The sequence below is a fragment of the Pseudomonas sp. MF09150 genome, assembly GCF_059862355.1.
The window spans coordinates 37,119-56,717 of the sequence record NZ_JCBCUS010000008.1 but is presented as its reverse complement, the minus strand read 5'-3'; the positions used below and the strand labels follow the sequence as shown (position 1 = coordinate 56,717).

The following is a 19,599-nucleotide window of genomic DNA, read 5'->3' as shown; positions in this document are numbered from 1 at the left end:
AAAGGCGACGAAAGAAGGTGTGCCCGCGAGCGATATTAAATAGAATGAGTCTCATTTGATTTAACGTGCCACGCCGGGTGCCCTTGCCATGAATGATGCCGTACTGCCAACGGAGCACACCCTCGACAACCTGTACCGTGACCACCGCAGCTGGCTTGAAAGCTGGCTGCGGCGGCGCCTGGGCAACGCCTGGGATGCCGCCGACCTGAGCCAGGACACGTTCTTGCGCGTGCTTGGCAGCGCCCAGCCCCTGACCCAGTTGCAGGAGCCACGGGCCTATCTGCTGACCGTGGGCAAACGCCTGCTGATCAACTTCCACCAGCGGCGCAGCCTCGAGCAGGCCTACCTCAACGCCCTGGCAACCCTGCCCGATACCTGCGTGCCCTCGCCTGAACAGCGCTGGATTCTCCTGGAAACCCTGCAAGCCCTGGATGAACTGCTCGACGGTCTGCCGAGCGGGGTGCGCCGCGCGTTTCTCTGGAGCCAGCTGGAAGGCCTGGGTTACCGCGAGATTGCCGAGCGCCTGCGGGTGAGCGAACGCACGGTCAAGCGCTACATGGCCCACGCCTACGAACACTGCCTGCTGGTGGACCTGTGAACCCGGCACCCGCCAGCGACCCGCGGCAGGTCGCCCGTGCCGCCGCCCAGTGGCTGGCGTTGCTGGAGTCGGGCACCGCCAGCGAGGGCGACCAGCAGGGTCTGCAACAATGGCGCGAGCGCTGCGCCAGTCACGAACAGGCCTGGCAGAAAGCCCAGATGCTGCGCCAACGCTTCGCCGAATTGCCCTCGGCCCTGGCCCTGGCCAGCCTCGACCGCCCGCAAGCGGGACGCCGTGCGCTGCTCAAGCGCGGCCTGGGTGTGGCGGTGCTGGTGCCAACGGCCTGGTTGCTGAGCCGGCAATTGCCCCTGGAGGTCTGGCGCGCCGATCTGCACACCGCCACCGGCGAGCGCAAACAGGTGCCCCTGGCCGACGGCAGTTCCCTGCAACTCAATACCGCCACGGCGGTGGATGTGGACCTGGCCGCGCGCCGCCTGACCCTGGTCCAGGGCGAGATGGCGCTCAAGGTGCCGGGCAGCGCGGCCCTGACCCTGCACACCCACTTCGGCCGGGTGCGGGTCAGCCAGAGCGAAGTCTGCGTGCGCCAGGACAGCCTCGGCTGTCGGGTTTCGGTTGTCAGTGGCACGGTGCAGGTGCAGCCCCTGCAGGGTCCGGCCCTGACCTTGCGCGCCGGGCAGCAGGTCCGTCTGCAGGCGTCCGGGGCCGGGCTGCCGCAGGCCTTCGACAGCGCGATGCCGGGCTGGCGCGAAGGGGTGTTGATGGCCCAGGACCAGCCCCTGGGCGATTTCCTGCGGGAGTTGAGTCGCTACCGCAGTGGCGTGTTGCGCTGGGAACCGGAGTTGGAAGCGCTGCGGGTCACCGGCAGTTTTCGGGTCGAGGACACCGACCGGGTATTGGCCCTGCTGGCCGCCAGCCTGCCGCTGGAGGTGCAGTCGCGGACCCGTTTCTGGGTCACGCTGCTGCCGCGTAAAAAAGTTGCTTGAGGGCTGTCCCCTTTTTTCGAGGTGCCTGTCATTGCAGGTAAGTGAACGAAAAAGAGAGCCTCTTCAATGCCCCTCGTAATGCCTAGTTCTGTGCGTCCCTTGCTGCGCCTGAGTCTGTTGCTGAGCCTGAGTGCCAGCCCGTTGCTGGTCCCCGTGAGCTGGGCCGAGGATGCCGGCCGCCGCAGCTACCAGGTGCCGGCCGGCAGCCTGGGCGCGGCCCTGACCCGCTTTGCCGGGCTGGCCGGGGTCGACCTGTCGGTGGATCCGGGCCTGGTCAGTGGGCGCAACAGCGCCGGGCTTTCCGGTGAGTTCGCGGTGGAGGAGGGCTTTGCCCGGTTGCTGCAGGGGTCGGGTTTGCAACTGCAAGCCGTGGGCGAGCAGGCCTACACCCTGGCGCCGGCTCCCGAGGCGGGTAGCCTGGAGCTGCCCAGTACCTCGATTCTCGGCGCCAGCATACCTAGCAGCGGTGAGCCCTATGCCGGTGGCCAGGTGGATCGCAAGGGCGGCCAGGGCCTGCTCGGCGACCGCGACTTTATGGACACCCCGTTCAACCTCACGTCCTACACCGCCGAGGCCCTGAAAAACCAGCAGGCGCGGACCCTGGGCGACGCCGTGGCCAGCGACCCGTCGGTGCGCACCACCAACCCGGCCAGTGGGCGTTTCGAGCAGTTTTCGGTGCGCGGCTTCAGCCTGTTCAACAGTGATGTGTCCTACGGCGGCCTGTACGGGATCCTGCCCACCTACGCCATCGACATGGAAATGGTCGGCCGCCTGGATGTGCTCAAGGGGCCGGGCATGCTGCTCAGCGGTATTCCGCCCCGGGGCAGCGTGGGCGGCGGCATCAACATCGAGCCCAAACGCGCCCAGGACACCCCCCTGACCGAATTCACCGCCAACTACGCCTCTGCCGGGCAGACCGGCGGCGCCGTGGACATCGGTCGCCGCTTTGGCGAGGGCGACCGTTTTGGCCTGCGCTTCAATGGCGTGCGCCAGTCCGGCGACACCGAGTGGGACCACCAGCAGATCAAGCGCGAGACCGGGGTCATCGGCCTCGACCTGCGTGATGAGCGGCTGCGCCTGTCCCTGGACCTGGGGCACCAGGAACGCCACGCCGATGCGCCGATCGAGCGGGTCGAAGTGGCGGCTGCGGCGAAAATGCCCAAGGCCGAAGACATCAAGCGCAACATCGCCCAGTCCTGGACCTACGCCCATTCCAAGGACAGCTTCGGCGCGGTGCGCGGCGAGTATGACCTCAGCGACTCGCTGATGGTGTACGCCGCCTTTGGCGCACGCAAAGGCAACTACGACTTCCTGCGGCACGCGGTGCAGGTGACCAACAGCAATGGTGATTTCACCGTCACCCCGCGCACCTTTCGCCGTGATGAAGACGTCAAGACCGCCACCATCGGCCTGCGCAGCGGGTTCAACACCGGAGCGGTCGGGCACACGGTGAACCTGAGCCTGAACCGCTTCAATATGGATTTCGACAACGCCGGCGAGCGTTACCTGCGCGGTGTCAGCAACCTCTACCGCCCAGTGGAACTGCCGCTGCCGGGGCGCCCGAACCGCATCGACACCAGCACCCACACCGAAAACCGTTTCACCAGCCTGGCCCTGGCCGACACCCTGAGTTTTGCCGAGGACCAGGTGCTGCTGACCCTGGGCGCGCGTTTGCAGCGGGTTCAGGTCACCTCCTGGAGCAACGGCGTGCGCGACGAGCCGGTGAATGACGAAAAAGCCCTGTCCCCGGCCCTGGGTCTGGTGGTCAAGGTCACCGATCACCTGTCGCTGTACAGCAACTACATGGAGGGCCTGAGCCAGGGCGAAACCGCTCCGACCACCGCCACCAATGCCAACGAAGTGTTCGCGCCGTATCGCAGCAAACAGGTGGAAGTCGGCGCCAAGTACGACCTGGGCAGCTTCGGCATGAGTGCCAGCCTGTTTCGCATCCAGCAGCCGTCTTATGTCTACGACGAGAACAACAACTTCAAGCCCGATGGCCAGTTGCGCAACCAGGGCCTGGAGCTGAATGTATTCGGCGAACCCCATGAAGGTGTGCGCCTGTTGGGCGGGCTGATGCTGCTCGACAGCGTGCAGACCGAAACCGGCAAGGGCCTGTATGACGGCAATCGTGGCACCGGCTCGCCGGTGGTCAACGCCAACCTCGGCGCCGAATGGGATATCGACAGCCTGCGCGGCTTGACCCTGACTGCCCGCGCGATCCACACCAGCTCGCAGTACCTGGACCCGGCCAACCAGCAGAAAATCGATGGCTGGGAGCGCTATGACCTGGGTGCGCGCTATGCCTTCGAACTGGGTGAAAGCCCGATTACCCTGCGCGCCACTGTTGAGAACGTGCTGGATAAAACCTACTGGGCCTCGGCTGCCACTTCGTCCGACAGTGCGGCGGGGCTGACGTTGTCGACGCCGCGCACCTGGTTGGTGTCGGCCACTGTGGGGTTCTAGGGCGGGCAGGTTGAGTAGGGCGTGCAGCCTCGGGGGCTGTGTGCCTGGTTCGTTGGCTGGTCAGGTTTTTGTGGGGGTTATTCGGTCTTTGTTGAGGGCGATGAAATCCACGTGCTGCAGGGGGGAGAAATCCTTCAGGGCGTCCTGTAGGTGCAGGTGCTCCAGGCCGTGGGTGGTCATTTGTTCCGATGCGTGGATCAGGAACTGGCCCAGTTCTCTCAGGGTTTGTGGGGTGGCGAGTAGGGAGATTTCGTCCAGCTGGAGGCTGGTGGTGGTTCCGATTGGGGTGCCATGGACGGTGAATTCGGTGAGCATTGTTATCCTTCATTGGTCCGCGGGGGGTGGCAGTTATACCTGAGGAAACACCACCTGTGGCGAGGGAGCTTGCTCCCGCTGGGCCGCGTAGTGGCCCCAAGACCTGACGCCTCGGGTTTATGGGTGTGCATATCCATTGCTGCGGGTGTGGCGGGTATGGGTTCCGCTCTTACAGCGGGTCACTTTGGAACAGCCCCAAAGTAACCAAAGGGCTCTTGCCCCACCACTGGGTGCCTCGCCTAGGCTCGGCATGCCCTCGCTCCGGCAGTGAGCCGTGGGCCGCCGCGATGGGCCATCCCTGGCCCAGCGCGGCTAACCCGGCGTCCTGCCGGGTTGCCCACGGCTCACTGCCTGCGCTCGGCCATCGTGGTTAACGGGGCGCTGCAGATCAACATCAAGAGCAAGATGGCGGCCTTCCGGCCGGCCTGGTGCCGGGCTCTGTAGCCGCTGCCGAGTCTGGGAGGCGGCACTGGCGCCGTGGAGTGTCAGGTGTATTTATATCGATGCTGATGGTCAGCGTCCGCTGCCGAGCCTGCGGCAGCGGCTACAGGATGCGCATCCTGTAGCCGCCATCGGGGGAGGGTTCAATGTGCCGGTTTGAGCTGGGCAGTGGCGTTGGCGCGGGTGATGACGGTGAGGATCGACAGGGCGGCGATGACCAGGCCGGGGGAGGTTGCCAGGAGGACGCCGGTGGTGCCGGCGCCGGCGGCGAGGATCTGGCCGGCGGCCAGGGGGCCGGCGACTGAGCCCAGGCGGCCGATGGCCACGGCCGCGCCGACGCCGGTGGCGCGCACGGAGGTGGGGTAGGAGGGCGGGGCCAGGGCGTAGAGCACCAGTTGCGCGGCCATCACAAACAGCCCGGCGGCAAACCCGGCAATCGCCATCGGCACGATGCCCACCGACAGCCCCACTCCGGCCAGCGCCGCCAGCAACCCGGCGTATACAAACAGCACCACCTTGAGCCCGTTGCAGCGGTCCAGCAGCAGGCCGCCAAGCAGCGAGCCGAGGGCGCCGCCGATGTTGAACAGCATCTGCACCAGGCCCGCCTGGGGTTTGCTGAAGCCTTGTTCGAGCAGCAGCGACGGCAGCCAGTTGAGCAGCATGTACATCACGGTCAGGGTGAAGAAGTAACTCAGCCACAAGGCCAGGGTGGTGCGCGCGCGACCTTCGCCGAACAGCGCCTGGGCTGTGGAGGCTCGGCTGTTGCCGGCGCTGGCGGTCTGTTGGCGGAAGGCATTGGATTCCGGCAGCAACCAGGCCATCAGCGGCACCACCAGCAGCGGCACCAGGCCGCCGATGATGAAGGTGGTCTGCCAATGTTCACTGGAGAACATCGCCACCACCGCTGCCAGCGCACCGCCCAGGGGCACGCCGCAGTACATGACGCTGATGGCCGTGCCCCGGCGGCGTTCGCTTACCGCTTCGGCGCACAGGGCGATCAGGTTGGGCAGCGCCGCGCCCAGGCCGAGGCCGGTCATGAAGCGCACCAGCAGCAGGCTTGAATAGCTCTCGACGTACGCCGTGCACAGCGAGAATAGGCCGAACAGCAGCACGGCGCCGACCAGGATTTTCTTGCGTCCGATACGGTCGGCGACCCAACCGCCGAAGAACGCACCGGGCAGCAGGCCGATGATCCCGGCACTGAACACCCAGCCCATCATCTTCGGGTCCAGGGCAAAGCTCTGGCGCAATCCGGCGGCGGCGGTGCCGGCCGCCTGCAGATCGAACCCCTCGATCAGCGCAACGATAAAGCACAAAGCGATGGTCAGCGTCGAACGACGCGATGGACTGTCCATGGGCAAACCTCATTGTTGTTTTTGTTGTGGTGGCAAGCCAGGCGTCGGCACTGAATGCATCGGCGTTGCTGGCTGGCGATTAAGATAACAAAGATAACTAAAAAATGAATAGCGTCATGATGTCAGGCAAAAAATACAAATAAACTCATATGAATCAAATGATTAACCTATCAATCCAGATGCAACTAAAAAATAGATAATATTATTAATGTTCGATTATCGGTCATTGACGATTGACGAGAGCCCCCGGCTGTTTCCATTCTCTGTCCGCGACGTTGGCTGCAAGGCCCTCGCTCAACACCTAAAACAACAACAAAAAATGGACATTGAACATGCCAAAACTCCCCACCGACGCCGTTGCGGCTGCGTCAGCTTCCCGTGTGTCCAGTCTCCATCCGGGCCTGGCCCTGGCCTTGCTGGGTGCGAGCCTGTTGCCCGGCCACCTCTGGGCCGCGGGTTTTGTCGAAGACAGCCACGGCACCTTGACCCTGCGCAATTACTACCTGGATCGCGACTACAAGGACGACGGCGCGAAGACCGCCGCGCGGGAATGGGCCCAGGGTTTCATCATGAACATGGAGTCGGGATTCACCGAAGGCACCGTCGGCTTTGGTCTGGATGTGCGCGGGCTGCTGGGGGTCAAGCTCGATTCCTCGCCGGACCGCAGCGGCACCGAACTGCTGCCGGTGTCGGCCAGCGACAAGCGCGCCGCGGATGACTACTCGCGGCTGGCGCCCACCGCCAAACTGCGGTTTGCCCAGACCACGGTGAAGACCGGCGATGTCTCGATCTTCCTGCCGTTCGCCTTTGCCAGCCCGTCGCGCCTGCTGCCGCAGACCTTTCGCGGCACCACCCTGAGCTCCAAGGACATCGACGGCCTGACCCTCAACACCGGCTACATCGACCGCATCAACAAGCGCGACTCCACCGACTACCAGGCCATGACCATTGCCTCGCCCAACCGGCGTTTCAATGCCACTGCCACCACCTCGCACCTGGCGTACCTGGGGGGCGATTACCAGGTCAACCCGGACTTGAGCCTGCGCGCCTATCACGCTGAAGTGGCCGACCTCTACCAGCAGGACACCCTGGCCCTGCTGCACAATCTGCCCCTGGGCAATGGCGTGCTGACCAGCGACCTGCGCAGTTTTTTCAGCCGTGAAGACGGCAGTGCCAAGGCCGGCGAGGTCGACAACCGCAACCTCTCGGCGTTGTTCGGTTACAAGTTCGGTGGGCACCGCGTGAGCCTGGGCTACATGCATTCCACCGGCGATACGGCCACGCCCTACATCTCCGGCACCGAGTTGATGGGCATGAGCGAGCTGACCATGAGTTCGGACTTTCTCAACGCCAAGGAGCGTACCTGGCAAGCCATCTACGACTATGACTTCGCGGCGTCCGGCTTGCCCGGGCTCAAGAGTCGGCTGCGTTACGTGCGCGGCGACAACATCGAGCTCGCGGCCTTCAATGCCGAGGAGCGCAAGGAGCGCGAGTTCCAGATGGAGCTGGGGTACGTGGTACAGAGCGGCCCGCTGAAAAACGTCGGGCTGATGGCGCGCAAGTCGATCTACCGCAATGATTTCCCGGCGGGTGCGGCGTTCCGCGATGAAAACCAGACCCGCTTCCTGGTGCTCTACACCTTGCCGATCTGGTAAGCCCTCAAGCGAGCTGCAGCAATGTGCCGGCCGTGTGCCGGCACCTTGCGTTCAGTCCTGATACACCTTCTTCAGCAGGCGCAGCAGCTCTTCGCGTTCCTCGCCGCTCAGGGCCGAGGTGGAGTCGAGGTCGCTTTGCGCGGCGATCTGCTTGAGCTCCTTGAGCAGGGTTTCGCCGGTCTTGCTCAGGAAGATCCCGTAGGAGCGCTTGTCCGGTTTGCAGCGCACCCGCACCGCCAGCGCGCGGCTTTCCAGCTTATTGAGCAACGGCACCACTTGCGGCGGTTCGATGGCCAGGGCGCGAGCCAGGTCCGCCTGCATCAGCCCCGGGTTCTGGTCGATGATCGCCAGGGCCGAGAATTGCGCCGGGCGCAGATCATGGGCCGAAAGCCGGCCGATCAGGTTCTGGAACAACTTGAGCTGGGCGCGGCGCATGGCGTAGCCAATCAGTTCGTCCAGTGCCGAATCCAGCGGCGCCTGAACCTCGGCGTTGGCGGGTGGGGCCTCGCGCAGGTCGGCGAGGGGAGAGGGCTTGGCCATGGCAAAAACATCCTGGGCGGTTAACAAGGCTATCTAGTTTGCCGGGGTTGGCGGCTGATAGCTACGGTTGCCTGGATGAGCAGTCTCTGCAGAAGGTTTTTATCTAGGGGAGAGAAAATTGGTTAATTCAATTAATAGTTAATTGACATAACTATATTTGCGGTTTAATTTCGAATCATCTTCAAGCCCAGAACAAGAGAGCATCGCCATGAGCAATTACGAAGGTCGCTGGACAACGGTCAAGGTCGAAATCGAAGAAGGCATCGCCTGGGTCATTCTCAATCGCCCGGAAAAACGCAACGCCATGAGCCCGACCCTGAACCGGGAAATGATCGACGTGCTGGAAACCCTGGAGCAGGATCCGGCCGCCGGCGTGCTGGTACTGACCGGTGCCGGCGAAGCCTGGACCGCGGGCATGGACCTCAAGGAATACTTTCGCGAAGTGGATGCCGGCCCGGAAATCCTCCAGGAAAAAATCCGCCGTGAAGCCTCCCAATGGCAGTGGAAACTGCTGCGCATGTACGCCAAGCCGACCATCGCCATGGTCAACGGCTGGTGCTTCGGTGGCGGCTTCAGCCCGCTGGTGGCCTGCGATCTGGCGATCTGCGCCGACGAAGCGACCTTCGGCCTCTCGGAAATCAACTGGGGCATCCCGCCGGGCAACCTGGTGAGCAAGGCCATGGCCGACACCGTGGGCCATCGCCAGTCGCTGTACTACATCATGACCGGCAAGACCTTTGGCGGGCAGAAAGCCGCCGAGATGGGCCTGGTCAACGAAAGCGTGCCCCTGGCCCAATTGCGCGAAGTCACGATCGAACTGGCGCGCAACCTGCTGGAGAAAAACCCGGTGGTGCTGCGCGCAGCCAAGCATGGCTTCAAGCGTTGCCGCGAGCTGACCTGGGAGCAGAACGAAGATTACCTGTACGCCAAGCTCGACCAGTCGCGGCTGCTGGACACCGAAGGTGGGCGCGAGCAGGGCATGAAGCAGTTCCTCGACGACAAGAGCATCAAGCCCGGCCTGCAGGCGTACAAACGCTGAGCCCGGCAGGCGAATAGCGGGCGCATCCCGCTGTTCGCTGCGCCGCCCTGGCGCTACTGTTACACCGCTGCGCTGCATTCCCGACAAAGACAAAAAGAGGAATCACCATGCTGGACGTGCCCCTGCTGATTGGTGGCCAGTCGCGCCCCGCCGGCGACGGTCGAACCTTCGAACGCCGCAACCCGGTGACCGGCGCTGTGGTTTCGCGCGTGGCCGCCGCGACCCTGGAAGATGCCGATGCCGCCGTGGCGGCGGCCCAGGCTGCATTCCCCACCTGGGCGGCCCTGGCCCCCAATGAGCGACGCAGCCGCCTGCTCAAGGCCGCCGAGCAATTGCAGGCGCGCAGTGGCGAATTCATTGCCGCCGCCGGCGAGACCGGGGCCATGGCCAACTGGTACGGCTTCAACGTGCGCCTGGCGGCCAACATGCTGCGTGAAGCGGCGTCGATGACCACCCAGATCAATGGCGAAGTCATCCCCTCGGATGTCCCCGGCAGTTTCGCCATGGCCCTGCGCCAACCCTGCGGCGTGGTGCTGGGCATCGCGCCATGGAACGCCCCGGTGATTCTCGCCACCCGGGCCATCGCCATGCCTCTGGCCTGCGGCAACACCGTGGTGCTCAAGGCTTCCGAACTGAGCCCGGCGGTGCACCGCCTGATCGGCCAGGTGCTGCAGGATGCCGGTCTGGGCGATGGCGTGGTCAACGTCATCAGCAATGCCCCGGCGGATGCCGCAGCCATTGTCGAGCGCCTGATCGCCAACCCGGCGGTGCGGCGGGTCAACTTCACTGGCTCGACCCATGTCGGGCGGATTGTCGGCGAGCTTTCGGCGCGCCACCTCAAGCCGGCCCTGCTGGAACTGGGAGGCAAGGCGCCGCTGCTGGTGCTGGATGACGCCGACCTGGACGCGGCCGTCGAAGCCGCCGCCTTTGGCGCCTACTTCAATCAGGGGCAGATCTGCATGTCCACCGAGCGCCTGATCGTCGATGCCAAGGTCGCCGATGCCTTTGTCGCCAAGCTGGCGGCCAAGGTCGGGACCCTGCGTGCCGGCGACCCGGCGGCCGAAGATTCGGTGCTCGGCTCCCTGGTGGATGCCAGTTCCGGCACACGGATCAAGGCCCTGATCGACGATGCCCTGGGCAAGGGCGCGCGGCTGGTGGTCGGCGGGCAACTGGACGGCAGCATCCTGCAGCCGACCCTGCTCGACGGCGTCACCGAGCAGATGCGCCTGTACCGCGAGGAGTCCTTCGGCCCAGTGGCGGTGTTGCTGCGCGGCAGCGGTGATCAAGAGCTGTTGCGCCTGGCCAACGATTCCGAGTTCGGCCTGTCGGCGGCGATTTTCAGCCGCGATACCGGGCGCGCCCTGGCCCTGGCGCAGCGGGTTGAGTCGGGCATCTGCCATATCAACGGCCCCACCGTGCACGACGAAGCGCAAATGCCGTTTGGCGGCGTCAAGTCCAGCGGCTACGGCAGCTTTGGCGGCAAGGCCTCGATCGAGCACTTCACCCAATTGCGCTGGGTCACCTTGCAGAACGGCCCACGGCACTACCCGATCTGATCCGTCGCCACGGGCCGCGGCGCGATTGCGCCCGCCGCCCGTGTGCAGGCCAGGCATAACAATAACAAGGCCGCAGCCACCGGCTGCCATGCTTGCCAGCTGTCGCCCTGCGTGCGCGGCGCAGGCGTGCCTTGATGGAGGACATGTACGTGAGTTCCGAATTCAGAGCGCCATCCCCACCCGCGGCCAACCCGCCGCGTTACCGCCAGGTGTCCATTGGCCGGCCGGCGGTTGCGGTCAGTGAAGAGCAGGGCGTGCTGCATATGCGCTCCCTGGAACCCCTGGCCCCGTTGCCGGATCGGTTGCTCGATCGCCTGGTGCACTGGGCCCGGGTACGCCCCGAGCAGACCTTTATTGCCGCGCGCGAGGCGGGCGGCGACTGGCGCCGGGTCAGCTATGCGCAGATGCTCGACAGTGTGCGGGCCATCGCCCAGGGCCTGCTGAGTTACGGGCTGTCGGCCGACAAGCCGCTGGCGCTGCTCTCGGGCAATGACATCGAACACCTGCAACTGGCCCTGGGCGCGATGTACGCCGGGATTCCCTATTGCCCGGTGTCGCCGGCCTATTCGCTGCTGTCCCAGGACTTTGCCAAACTGCGTCACGTCTGCGACCTGTTGCAGCCGGGGCTGGTGTTTGTCAGCGATGCCGGCGCTTACCAGCGCGCCATCGACGCCGTGCTGCCGCCCGAAACACCGCTGATCAGCGTGCGTGGCCAGGTGCCGGGGCGGCGTCAGGCGAGCTTTGCCAGCCTGCTTGCAGAGCCCGGTGGCGCCGAGGCCGATGCGGCCTTTGCCGCCACCGGCCCGGACAGGATCGCCAAGTTTCTCTTCACCTCGGGCTCGACCAAATTGCCCAAGGCGGTGATCACCACGCAACGCATGCTCTGCGCCAACCAGCAGATGCTGTTGCAAACCTTCCCGGTGTTCGGTGAAGAGCCGCCGGTGCTGGTGGACTGGCTGCCGTGGAACCACACCTTCGGTGGCAGCCATAACGTCGGCATCGTGCTCTACAACGGCGGCAGTTTTTACCTGGACGACGGCAAGCCCACGGCCCAGGGCTTCGCCGAAACCTTGCGCAACCTCAAGGAAGTCTCGCCCACCGCCTACCTGACCGTGCCCAAGGGCTGGGAAGAACTGGTCAATGCCCTGGAACAGGATGGGGAGTTGCGTGAGTGTTTTTTCAAGCGCATGAGCCTGTTCTTCTTCGCCGCCGCCGGGCTCTCGCAAAGTGTCTGGGACCGCCTCGACCGGGTCGCCGAGCAGCACTGCGGCGAACGCATCCGGATGATGGCCGGGCTGGGCATGACCGAGGCTTCGCCGTCCTGCACCTTTACCACCGGGCCCTTGTCCATGGCCGGCTACATCGGCCTGCCGGCGCCGGGGTGCGAAGTGCGCCTGGTGCCGGTGGACGGCAAGCTCGAAGGGCGTTTTCGCGGACCGCACATCATGCCCGGCTACTGGCGCGCAGCGCAGCAGACCGCCGAGGTGTTCGACGCCCAGGGCTACTACTGCTCGGGGGATGCGCTCAAGCTCGCCGACGCCCATGACCCGCAACTGGGGCTGATGTTCGACGGGCGCATCGCCGAGGATTTCAAGTTGTCGTCCGGGGTGTTTGTCAGCGTCGGCCCACTGCGCAACCGCGCGGTGCTCGAAGGCTCGCCCTATGTCCAGGACCTGGTGGTGGCAGCGCCGGACCGCGAATGCCTGGGGGCTTTGGTGTTCCCACGGCTGTATGAATGCCGCCGGCTGGCCGGGCTGGCCGCCGATGCCAGCGACGCCCAGGTGCTGGCCAGCGCGCCGGTGCGTCAGTGGTTCGGCGACTGGTTGCAGCGCCTGAACCGTGAGGCCAGCGGCAATGCCAGCCGCCTGGAGTGGATCGCTCTGCAGGTGGAGCCGGCGTCCATCGACCGTGGGGAAATCACCGACAAGGGTTCGATCAATCAGCGCGCGGTGTTGCAGTGGCGCGCCGAGCAGGTCGAGGCCCTGTATCGCGGCCTGGAGCCGTCGATTCTGCGCGCCGGGCCCAAGCCATGAGTGGCAACGGGCAGTACGCCGGGTTTGCCGATGTGGCGATCTACGACGCGCTGCGCACGCCCTGGGTCGACCTCGGTGGCGACCTGGCCGAGGTCTCGCCGATCGACCTGGGGATCAAGGTCGGGCGCGAGGTTCTGGCTCGCGCCGGCATCGATCCGCGGGCGGTGGACAGCGTGCTGGCCGGGTCCATGGCCCAGGCCAGTTTCGACGCCTACCTGCTGCCCCGGCATATCGGCCTCTACAGCGGCGTCGGGCAGGCGGTGCCGGCCCTCGGCGTGCAGCGCATCTGTGCCACTGGTTTCGAGCTGCTGCGCCAGGCGGCCGAGCAGCTGCGGGACGAGGTGCAACTGGCGTTGTGCGTGGCCAGTGAATCGATGTCGCGCAACCCGATTGCCGCCTACACCCATCGCGGCGGTTTCCGCCTGGGGGCGGCGGTGCAGTTCAAGGACTTTTTATGGGAAGCGCTGTACGACCCGGCGCCGGGACTGGACATGATTGCCACCGCCGACAACCTGGCGCGGCGCTATGGCCTGACCCGTGAAACCGTGGATGCCTACGCCTGCGCCAGCCACCAGCGGGCCCTGGCGGCCCAGCAGGCGGGCTGGTTCGAGCCGGAAATCGTCGCCGTGCGCAACCAGACCTTTGAGCTCGACGGCTATCAGCCGCGCAGCATTCGGCTGCCGCGGGGTGTCGACTCGGTCAGTCAGGACAGCCATCCGCGCCCCAGCGAACAGGCGGCCCTGGCCCGGCTGCGGGCCATCCACGAGGGTGGGGTGCAGACCGCCGGCAACAGTTGCGCAGTGGTCGATGGCGCGGCAGCGGCCCTGGTCGGGCGGGCGTCGGCGTGCAGCACTACGCCCCTGGCGCTGTTGCTGGCCAGTGCGGTGGTCGGGGTGGCGCCGGAGTTCATGGGCATCGGCCCGGCCCCGGCGATTCACCTGCTACTCCAGCGCAGCGGCCTGAGCCTCGAGCAGATCGGCCGCATTGAAATCAACGAGGCCCAGGCGGCCCAGGTGCTGGCCGTGGCCCGGGAGCTGGAGCTGGACGGCGAGCGCCTCAATGTCCAGGGCGGCTCCCTGGCCCTGGGCCATCCCCTGGCCGCCAGCGGCCTGCGCCTGGTGCTGACCCTGGCCCGGCAACTGCGCGAGCACAACCTGCGCTACGGGATCGCCGCCGCCTGCGTCGGGGGCGGCCAGGGCATGGCGCTGCTGATCGAAAACCCGACCTGGCGCGCCTGAGGCCGACCGGCCCGCCGACCCTGGCGGGCCACTCTTTTTCTACCCGATGAGGTGTCCCCATGTGGAGCTACCAGGCGCCCCTGCGCGATATGCAATTTGTCCTTGAACACTGGCTGGAGGCGCCCGAGGCGTGGCGCCACAGCCCGGCGTTCGAAGCGCTGGACCTGCCCCTGGCGGTGCAGGTGCTGGAACAGGCCGCGCGTTTCAGTCAGGGCGTGCTGGCCCCGCTGAACGCCAGCGGCGATCGCCAGGGCTGCCAGTGGGCGGACGGGCAGGTCAGCACCCCGGACGGTTTTGCCGAGGCCTATCGGGCCTATGTCGAGGGGGGCTGGCCGGCCCTGGCCTGCGCCGAAGCCCTGGGTGGCCAGGGCCTGCCGCAGCTGCTGGACGCCGCGCTGCAAGAGATGCTCTACGCCAGCAACCATGCCTGGGCCATGTACACCGGCATCGCCCACGGCGCCTACCTGTGTCTCAAGACCCACGGCGAGACCTGGCTGCAGGAGCGTTACCTGCCGGGGATCATCAGCGGCGAGAGCCTGCCCACCATGTGCCTGACCGAGCCCCAGGCCGGCAGTGATGTCGGCCTGTTGCGCTGTCGTGCCGAACCCCAGGCCGACGGCAGTTATCGCCTGAGTGGCAGCAAGTTGTTTATCTCCGGCGGCGAGCACGACCTCACCGACAACATCCTGCACCTGGTGCTGGCCCGGCTGCCGGGCGCACCCGAGGGCAGCCGGGGCATATCGCTGTTCCTGGTGCCCAAATACCTGGAACAGGGCGAGCGCAGCAGCGAGGGCAGAGGCGAGGGCAACGGCGTGTGCTGCGACGGTATCGAACACAAGATGGGGATCAAGGGCAGCGCCACCTGTTCCCTGGTGTTCGAGGCGGCTCAAGGGTGGCTGGTGGGGGAGGCTAATCGCGGCCTGGCGGCGATGTTCGTGATGATGAATTCGGCGCGGCTGCACGTGGGCCTGCAAGGCCTGGGGCATGTCGAAGCGGCCTGGCAGAACGCTCGCGACTACGCCGGCGAACGCCAGCAGATGCGGGCGCCGCTGCGGCCCGCCGGCGTTGCCGCCCAGGCCGCCGACCCGATCCGCTATCACCCGGCCATGCGCCGCGTCCTGCTGGAATTGCGCGCCACCAGCGAAGGCCTGCGCGCCATCGGTTACTGGGCCGCGCACCTGCTGGACCAGGCCGAGCAGCACCCCGATCCCCTGGCCCGGCAGCAGGCCGAACAGCTGGCGCAACTGCTGACGCCGATCATCAAGGCCTACTTCACCGAGCAGGGCTTTCGCCAGGCCAGTAACGCCTTGCAGGTCTTCGGCGGCTACGGCTATGTCACCGAGTTCGCCATCGAGCAGACCCTGCGCGACAGCCGCATCGCCATGATCTACGAAGGTAGCAACGAGATTCAGGCCAACGACCTGCTGCTGCGCAAGGTGCTGGGGGATCGGGGGCAGGCGTTCGGCCTGTTGCTGGCGCAACTGCATGCCGAAGCCGGGCAGGGTGCCACTGTGGCCGAGTGCGCTGGCTTTGCCGGGCAGTTGGCCAGCTTGGGTCAGGCGCTTGAAGGGTTGGTGGACGAGGTGTGTGAATGGGCGTTGGAGGATGTCGAATATCCGTATCGCGCAGCTGGGGATTTTCTTCAGCTGTGCGGCTTGAGTTTGTTGGCATTGGCCTGGGCTCGGGCAGCGCGGGTCTCGCGGGGTTTGCCTGAAAGCGATCCGTTGCGCGTGGCTAAGCTGGAGACGGCTGGGTTCTTTTTCAGCTACCTCTTGCCCCAGGCGGAGCAGCGGATAACGGCTGTGCGTGGGGCGCGGGCGGCGTTGGCGTTTATCTGAGGCTATTGGATCCATTGGGCGCCACTTTTACTGTGGTGAGGGAGCTTGCTCCCGCTGGGTCGCGTAGCGGCCCTAAAACCTGCCGCCTCGGATTCTTGGGGGGACATATCCGTTGTTGCGGGGGTAGTGGATATAGGTTCCGCCCTTACGGCGGGTCACTTTCGAAAAGCGCGAAAGTAACCAAAGCGCTCTTGCCCAACCACTCGGTGCCTCGCTTAGGCTCGGCATGCCCTCACTCCGGCATTGATCCGTGGGTCGCCGCGATGGGCCATCCTTGGCCCAGCGCGGCTAACCCGGCGTCCTGCCGGGTTGCCCACGGCTCACTGCCTGCGCTCGGCCAGCGTGGTTTAACGGGGCGCCCAGATCAAAATCAAGAGCGAGGCGGCCCTCCGGCCGGCCTGGTTTCCTGGAGCCGCTGCCGTGGTGCGTAACCCTGTGGTGAGGGAGCTTGCTCCCGCTCGGCCGCGCAGCGGCCGCAAAACCTGGGTCCGCGATCTATCTGTAGGAATGAGGTTTTGGCCATTGGGGCGGCTACGCCACCCAGCGCGAGCAAGCTCGCTCGCCACAAAAGCGCTCGGCATATCGAGATTCATCGCCAGGCATAAACCCCCTGTGGCGAGGGAGCTTGCTCCCGCTCGGCCGCGCAGCGGCCGCAAATCCAGAGCCCGCGATCGATCGGTAGAAATGAAGTTGCAGCCATTGGGGCGGCTACGCCACCCAGCGGGAGCAAGCTCCCTAGCCACAAAAGCCCGCGACATATCGGGATTCATCGCCAGGCATAGACCCCCTGTGGTGAGGGAGCTTGCTCCCGCTCGGCCGCGTAGCGGCCGCAAAACCTGAGTCCGCGATCTATCTGTAGGAATGAGGTTTTGGCCATTGGGGCGGCTGCGCCACCCAGCGGGAGCAAGCTCCCTAGCCACAAACGCCCGCGGCATATCGGGATTCATCGCCAGGCATAGACCCCCTGGCCACTGGGGGCTCAGCAGCCATGGCCGATAATCGCCCGTTAATGCAGGTGCGCTCGTAAATCCATAACTGATTGATTTATATATAAATTAAGTTTTTTTGTGGCTGATTCAAGTGCCTGTGACCGGCCTTTCCATTCAACCCAACTCTTGTTAATGGATCCATTAACGGTTTTATTAGCGGCCTGGCGATGGCAGGAGCCCTCCTGACCGTCCGCGATAAAAACTACAAAAAGGGTTTCGTCATGAATGGCTTATCAATGGCGCGCAACGGCCTGGGTTGCGTGCGCCTGTTGTCTGTGTGCAAACGTCTGCCTGTTATTTCGCCTCGGGTCGCGGCCGGTCTGGAGGTGCGTCCATGAGCCTCGATCTGAAACAGCGGGTCGATAACGGCCCCATGAGCCGCTTCCAATGCCTGGCCATCGGCATCTGCATTGTGCTGAACATGATCGACGGCTTCGATGTGCTGGTGATGGCCTTTACCGCGGCCTCGGTCTCGGCCGAGTGGGGGCTCAATGGCGCGCAAATCGGCTTTCTGCTGAGTGCCGGGCTGTTTGGCATGGCCGCCGGTTCGTTGTTTATCGCGCCCTGGGCCGACCGCTTTGGGCGGCGCCCGCTGATTCTGTTCTGCCTGGCGCTGTCGGGGCTGGGCATGCTGCTTTCGGCCTTGAGCCAGACCCCGTTGCAACTGGCACTGCTGCGCGGCCTCACGGGGCTCGGCATCGGCGGCATCCTGGCCAGCAGCAACGTGATTGCCAGTGAGTACTCAAGCAAGCGCTGGCGCGGGTTGTCGGTGAGCCTGCAGTCCACCGGTTACGCCCTGGGCGCGACCCTGGGCGGGCTGCTGGCGGTGTGGTTGCTGACCCATTTCGGCTGGCGTTCGGTGTTCCTGTTTGGCGGCGCGGTGACCTGGCTGATGATCCCGCTGGTGCTGCTGTGGCTGCCCGAATCCCTGGACTTCCTGCTGGCGCGGCGCCCGGCCAATGCCCTGGCACGCATCAACCGTCTGGCCCAGCGCCTGGACCAGGCGCCGCTGACCCAACTGCCGGCGCCGGTGCTCAAGGAGGCCGGGGCCCGCAGCGGTTTCGGCCAGTTGCTGGCCCCGGCCATGCGCCGCACCACCTTGCTGATCTGGCTGCTGTTTTTCCTGGTGATGTTCGGTTTCTACTTCGTCATGAGCTGGACCCCGAAACTGCTGGTGGCTGCCGGGCTCTCGGCGCAACAGGGGATCACTGGCGGGGTGCTGCTCAGCGTCGGCGGGATCTTCGGTGCGGCGCTGATCGGCGGCCTGGCCTCGCGCTGGCCCCTGACCCGGGTGCTGTCGCTGTTTATGCTGATCACCGCCGGGTTGCTGGTGCTGTTTGTCGGCAGCGGCTCGTCGATCGCCGCGGCCCTGGGCCTGGGGTTGTTGATCGGGCTGTTTTCCAATGGCTGCGTAGCCGGGCTCTACGCGCTGTCGCCGGTGGTGTATGACGCCTCGGTGCGCGCCACGGGGGTGGGTTGGGGCATCGGCATTGGGCGCATTGGCGCGATCCTGTCGCCGACCGTGGCCGGCTTCCTGCTCGATGGCGGCTGGCAGCCGCTGCACCTGTACGGGGTGTTCGCCAGCGTGTTTGTTCTGGCTGCCGGGTGCCTGTTGCTGCTCAAGCCCGGGGCGCAACCCAGCCCCGCGCCAGTCGCTGCCTAGGCCTGGCCGCTGATGATCGCCTCGGCGATGGTCGCGCAGAACCAGCGCAGGGCGGCCGAGCTGTCGCTGTTGGTGTGCCAGTGCAGCGAGACATCGAACTCGGCCACCTGGAACGGCAATTCAAGCATCTGCAGGCCGCCCTCGTGAATGAACAGGCGGGCGATCTGCGCCGGAAGCACGGCCAGCAGGTCGGTGCCGGGGATGATCTTGGGCAGCACTGAAAAGTGCGGCACATGCAGGCTGATCCGGCGCTCCACGTTCATGTTTTTCAGCACGTCTTCAACACTGCCGTGACCGGTGGTGCGGGTCACGGTGACGTGCCGTTCGCCAAGGAACTGCTCCAGGCTCAAGTGCCGGCCGATGCGCGGGTGGCTGGCGCTGAGCAGGCAGGCGTAGCGTTCGTGCATCAGCACCTGGCTGCGGGTGCCGGGCACCGGGTGGCGGCAGATGGCGGCGTCGATCTTGCCGCTGGCCAGCCACTCGCCGACCTGGTCCACCTGCAATGGCAGCACCTCGACTTCGGCCAGGGGCGCGTCCCGGTTCAGGCGCGCCAGGATCAAGGGCAGAAAGCCCATTTCGCCGAGGTCGGAGAGGGCGATGCGAAAGCGCCGTTCGGTGCTGGCCGGGTCGAACTGGCGGGTGCTTTGCACCGCGCTTTCGATGCGGGTCAGGCAGTCCCGCAGATTGGGGTACAGCTGTTCGGCGACAAAGGTCGGCTGGATGCCGTCGCGGGTGCGGCTGAACAGTTTGTCGTCGAGCAGTTCGCGCAGGCGGGCCAGGCCGTAGCTGACCGAGGGTTGGGTGACGAACAGGCGCTCGGCGGCCAGGGTCACGCTGCGGGCTTCGTAGAGGGTGACGAAGGTGCGGATCAGGTTCAGGTCGATGTGGCTCATGGTGCCTCGGACTGTCGATCTGGATATAGACCGTTC

14 protein-coding genes are annotated in these 19,599 nt (G+C 65.5%); 10 read left to right on the top strand and 4 right to left on the bottom strand.

Annotated elements, in window-relative coordinates:
• Positions 1-88: 88 nt before the first annotated feature.
• From AC19YX_RS26145 to AC19YX_RS26135, 3 genes are all read left to right on the top strand, one after another.
• The gene (locus AC19YX_RS26145; protein WP_421549449.1) at positions 89-598 is read left to right on the top strand and encodes a sigma-70 family RNA polymerase sigma factor; all 510 of its coding nucleotides are present in this window, start codon (positions 89-91) and stop codon (positions 596-598) included.
• Positions 595-1,542 carry a FecR domain-containing protein gene (locus tag AC19YX_RS26140; protein ID WP_500607344.1) on the top strand — a complete coding sequence of 316 codons (948 nt, stop codon included), beginning with the start codon at positions 595-597 and terminating at the stop codon, positions 1,540-1,542. The genes AC19YX_RS26145 and AC19YX_RS26140 overlap by 4 nt, the downstream gene beginning before the upstream one ends.
• A 66-nt stretch (positions 1,543-1,608) precedes the next feature.
• Complete coding sequence (locus tag AC19YX_RS26135; RefSeq protein ID WP_078468593.1) at positions 1,609-4,008, top strand: TonB-dependent receptor; 2,400 nt, start codon at positions 1,609-1,611, stop codon at positions 4,006-4,008.
• A 60-nt stretch (positions 4,009-4,068) separates the two neighbouring features.
• Here AC19YX_RS26135 and AC19YX_RS26130 read toward each other — a convergent pair whose 3' ends face one another.
• The gene (locus tag AC19YX_RS26130) at positions 4,069-4,323 is read right to left on the bottom strand and encodes an Imm32 family immunity protein (protein WP_500607343.1); all 255 of its coding nucleotides are present in this window, start codon (positions 4,321-4,323) and stop codon (positions 4,069-4,071) included.
• Positions 4,324-4,907: 584 nt separating this feature from the next.
• The gene (mhpT, locus tag AC19YX_RS26125) at positions 4,908-6,119 is read right to left on the bottom strand and encodes a 3-(3-hydroxy-phenyl)propionate transporter MhpT (protein WP_500607342.1); all 1,212 of its coding nucleotides are present in this window, start codon (positions 6,117-6,119) and stop codon (positions 4,908-4,910) included.
• A gap of 332 nt (positions 6,120-6,451) precedes the next feature.
• On the opposite strand from mhpT, the gene AC19YX_RS26120 reads away from it, so the two are divergent.
• A complete protein-coding gene (locus tag AC19YX_RS26120; RefSeq protein ID WP_500607341.1) occupies positions 6,452-7,774 on the top strand; it encodes an OprD family porin in 1,323 nt (440 codons plus the stop codon).
• Between the two features lie 51 nt (positions 7,775-7,825).
• Here the strand turns inward: AC19YX_RS26120 and AC19YX_RS26115 are convergent, their stop codons facing one another.
• Positions 7,826-8,314 carry a MarR family winged helix-turn-helix transcriptional regulator gene (locus AC19YX_RS26115; RefSeq protein WP_078468597.1) on the bottom strand — a complete coding sequence of 163 codons (489 nt, stop codon included), beginning with the start codon at positions 8,312-8,314 and terminating at the stop codon, positions 7,826-7,828.
• Between the two features lie 208 nt (positions 8,315-8,522).
• On the opposite strand from AC19YX_RS26115, the gene AC19YX_RS26110 reads away from it, so the two are divergent.
• The 6 genes from AC19YX_RS26110 (at position 8,523) to AC19YX_RS26085 (ending at position 18,670) form a co-directional block, all read left to right on the top strand.
• Positions 8,523-9,353 carry a p-hydroxycinnamoyl CoA hydratase/lyase gene (locus AC19YX_RS26110; protein WP_010567568.1) on the top strand — a complete coding sequence of 277 codons (831 nt, stop codon included), beginning with the start codon at positions 8,523-8,525 and terminating at the stop codon, positions 9,351-9,353.
• Between the two features lie 107 nt (positions 9,354-9,460).
• Positions 9,461-10,909: an aldehyde dehydrogenase gene (locus tag AC19YX_RS26105; RefSeq protein ID WP_500607340.1), complete on the top strand. Its 1,449-nt coding sequence runs from the start codon at positions 9,461-9,463 to the stop codon at positions 10,907-10,909.
• Positions 10,910-11,058: 149 nt separating this feature from the next.
• On the top strand, positions 11,059-12,942 hold the full coding sequence (locus AC19YX_RS26100; protein WP_500607339.1) for a feruloyl-CoA synthase: 1,884 nt from the start codon (positions 11,059-11,061) through the stop codon (positions 12,940-12,942).
• A complete protein-coding gene (locus AC19YX_RS26095; RefSeq protein ID WP_500607338.1) occupies positions 12,939-14,180 on the top strand; it encodes a thiolase family protein in 1,242 nt (413 codons plus the stop codon). The genes AC19YX_RS26100 and AC19YX_RS26095 overlap by 4 nt, the downstream gene beginning before the upstream one ends.
• Positions 14,181-14,239: 59 nt before the next feature.
• Positions 14,240-16,018: an acyl-CoA dehydrogenase family protein gene (locus AC19YX_RS26090; RefSeq protein ID WP_500607337.1), complete on the top strand. Its 1,779-nt coding sequence runs from the start codon at positions 14,240-14,242 to the stop codon at positions 16,016-16,018.
• A 1,323-nt stretch (positions 16,019-17,341) separates the two neighbouring features.
• Entirely contained in the window at positions 17,342-18,670 is a 1,329-nt protein-coding gene (locus AC19YX_RS26085) for an MFS transporter (RefSeq protein ID WP_500607336.1), read from the top strand.
• On the opposite strand, the gene AC19YX_RS26080 is transcribed toward AC19YX_RS26085, so the two are convergent.
• Complete coding sequence (locus AC19YX_RS26080) at positions 18,667-19,563, bottom strand: LysR family transcriptional regulator (protein ID WP_078468602.1); 897 nt, start codon at positions 19,561-19,563, stop codon at positions 18,667-18,669. The two genes, AC19YX_RS26085 and AC19YX_RS26080, sit on opposite strands and share 4 nt — an antisense overlap.
• Positions 19,564-19,599 lie beyond the last annotated feature (36 nt).

Bases quoted from the DNA above. Each gene is read 5' to 3' on its own strand.
- AC19YX_RS26105 (WP_500607340.1), top strand. From the start codon at position 9,461: ATGCTGGACGTGCCCCTGCTGATTGGTGGCCAGTCGCGCCCCGCCGGC.
- AC19YX_RS26095 (WP_500607338.1), top strand. From the start codon at position 12,939: ATGAGTGGCAACGGGCAGTACGCCGGGTTTGCCGATGTGGCGATCTAC.
- AC19YX_RS26145 (WP_421549449.1), top strand. From the start codon at position 89: ATGAATGATGCCGTACTGCCAACGGAGCACACCCTCGACAACCTGTAC.
- AC19YX_RS26115 (WP_078468597.1), bottom strand. From the start codon at position 8,314: ATGGCCAAGCCCTCTCCCCTCGCCGACCTGCGCGAGGCCCCACCCGCC.
- AC19YX_RS26120 (WP_500607341.1), top strand. From the start codon at position 6,452: ATGCCAAAACTCCCCACCGACGCCGTTGCGGCTGCGTCAGCTTCCCGT.
- AC19YX_RS26110 (WP_010567568.1), top strand. From the start codon at position 8,523: ATGAGCAATTACGAAGGTCGCTGGACAACGGTCAAGGTCGAAATCGAA.
- AC19YX_RS26090 (WP_500607337.1), top strand. From the start codon at position 14,240: ATGTGGAGCTACCAGGCGCCCCTGCGCGATATGCAATTTGTCCTTGAA.
- AC19YX_RS26085 (WP_500607336.1), top strand. From the start codon at position 17,342: ATGAGCCTCGATCTGAAACAGCGGGTCGATAACGGCCCCATGAGCCGC.
- AC19YX_RS26135 (WP_078468593.1), top strand. From the start codon at position 1,609: ATGCCCCTCGTAATGCCTAGTTCTGTGCGTCCCTTGCTGCGCCTGAGT.
- mhpT (WP_500607342.1), bottom strand. From the start codon at position 6,119: ATGGACAGTCCATCGCGTCGTTCGACGCTGACCATCGCTTTGTGCTTT.
- AC19YX_RS26080 (WP_078468602.1), bottom strand. From the start codon at position 19,563: ATGAGCCACATCGACCTGAACCTGATCCGCACCTTCGTCACCCTCTAC.
- AC19YX_RS26130 (WP_500607343.1), bottom strand. From the start codon at position 4,323: ATGCTCACCGAATTCACCGTCCATGGCACCCCAATCGGAACCACCACC.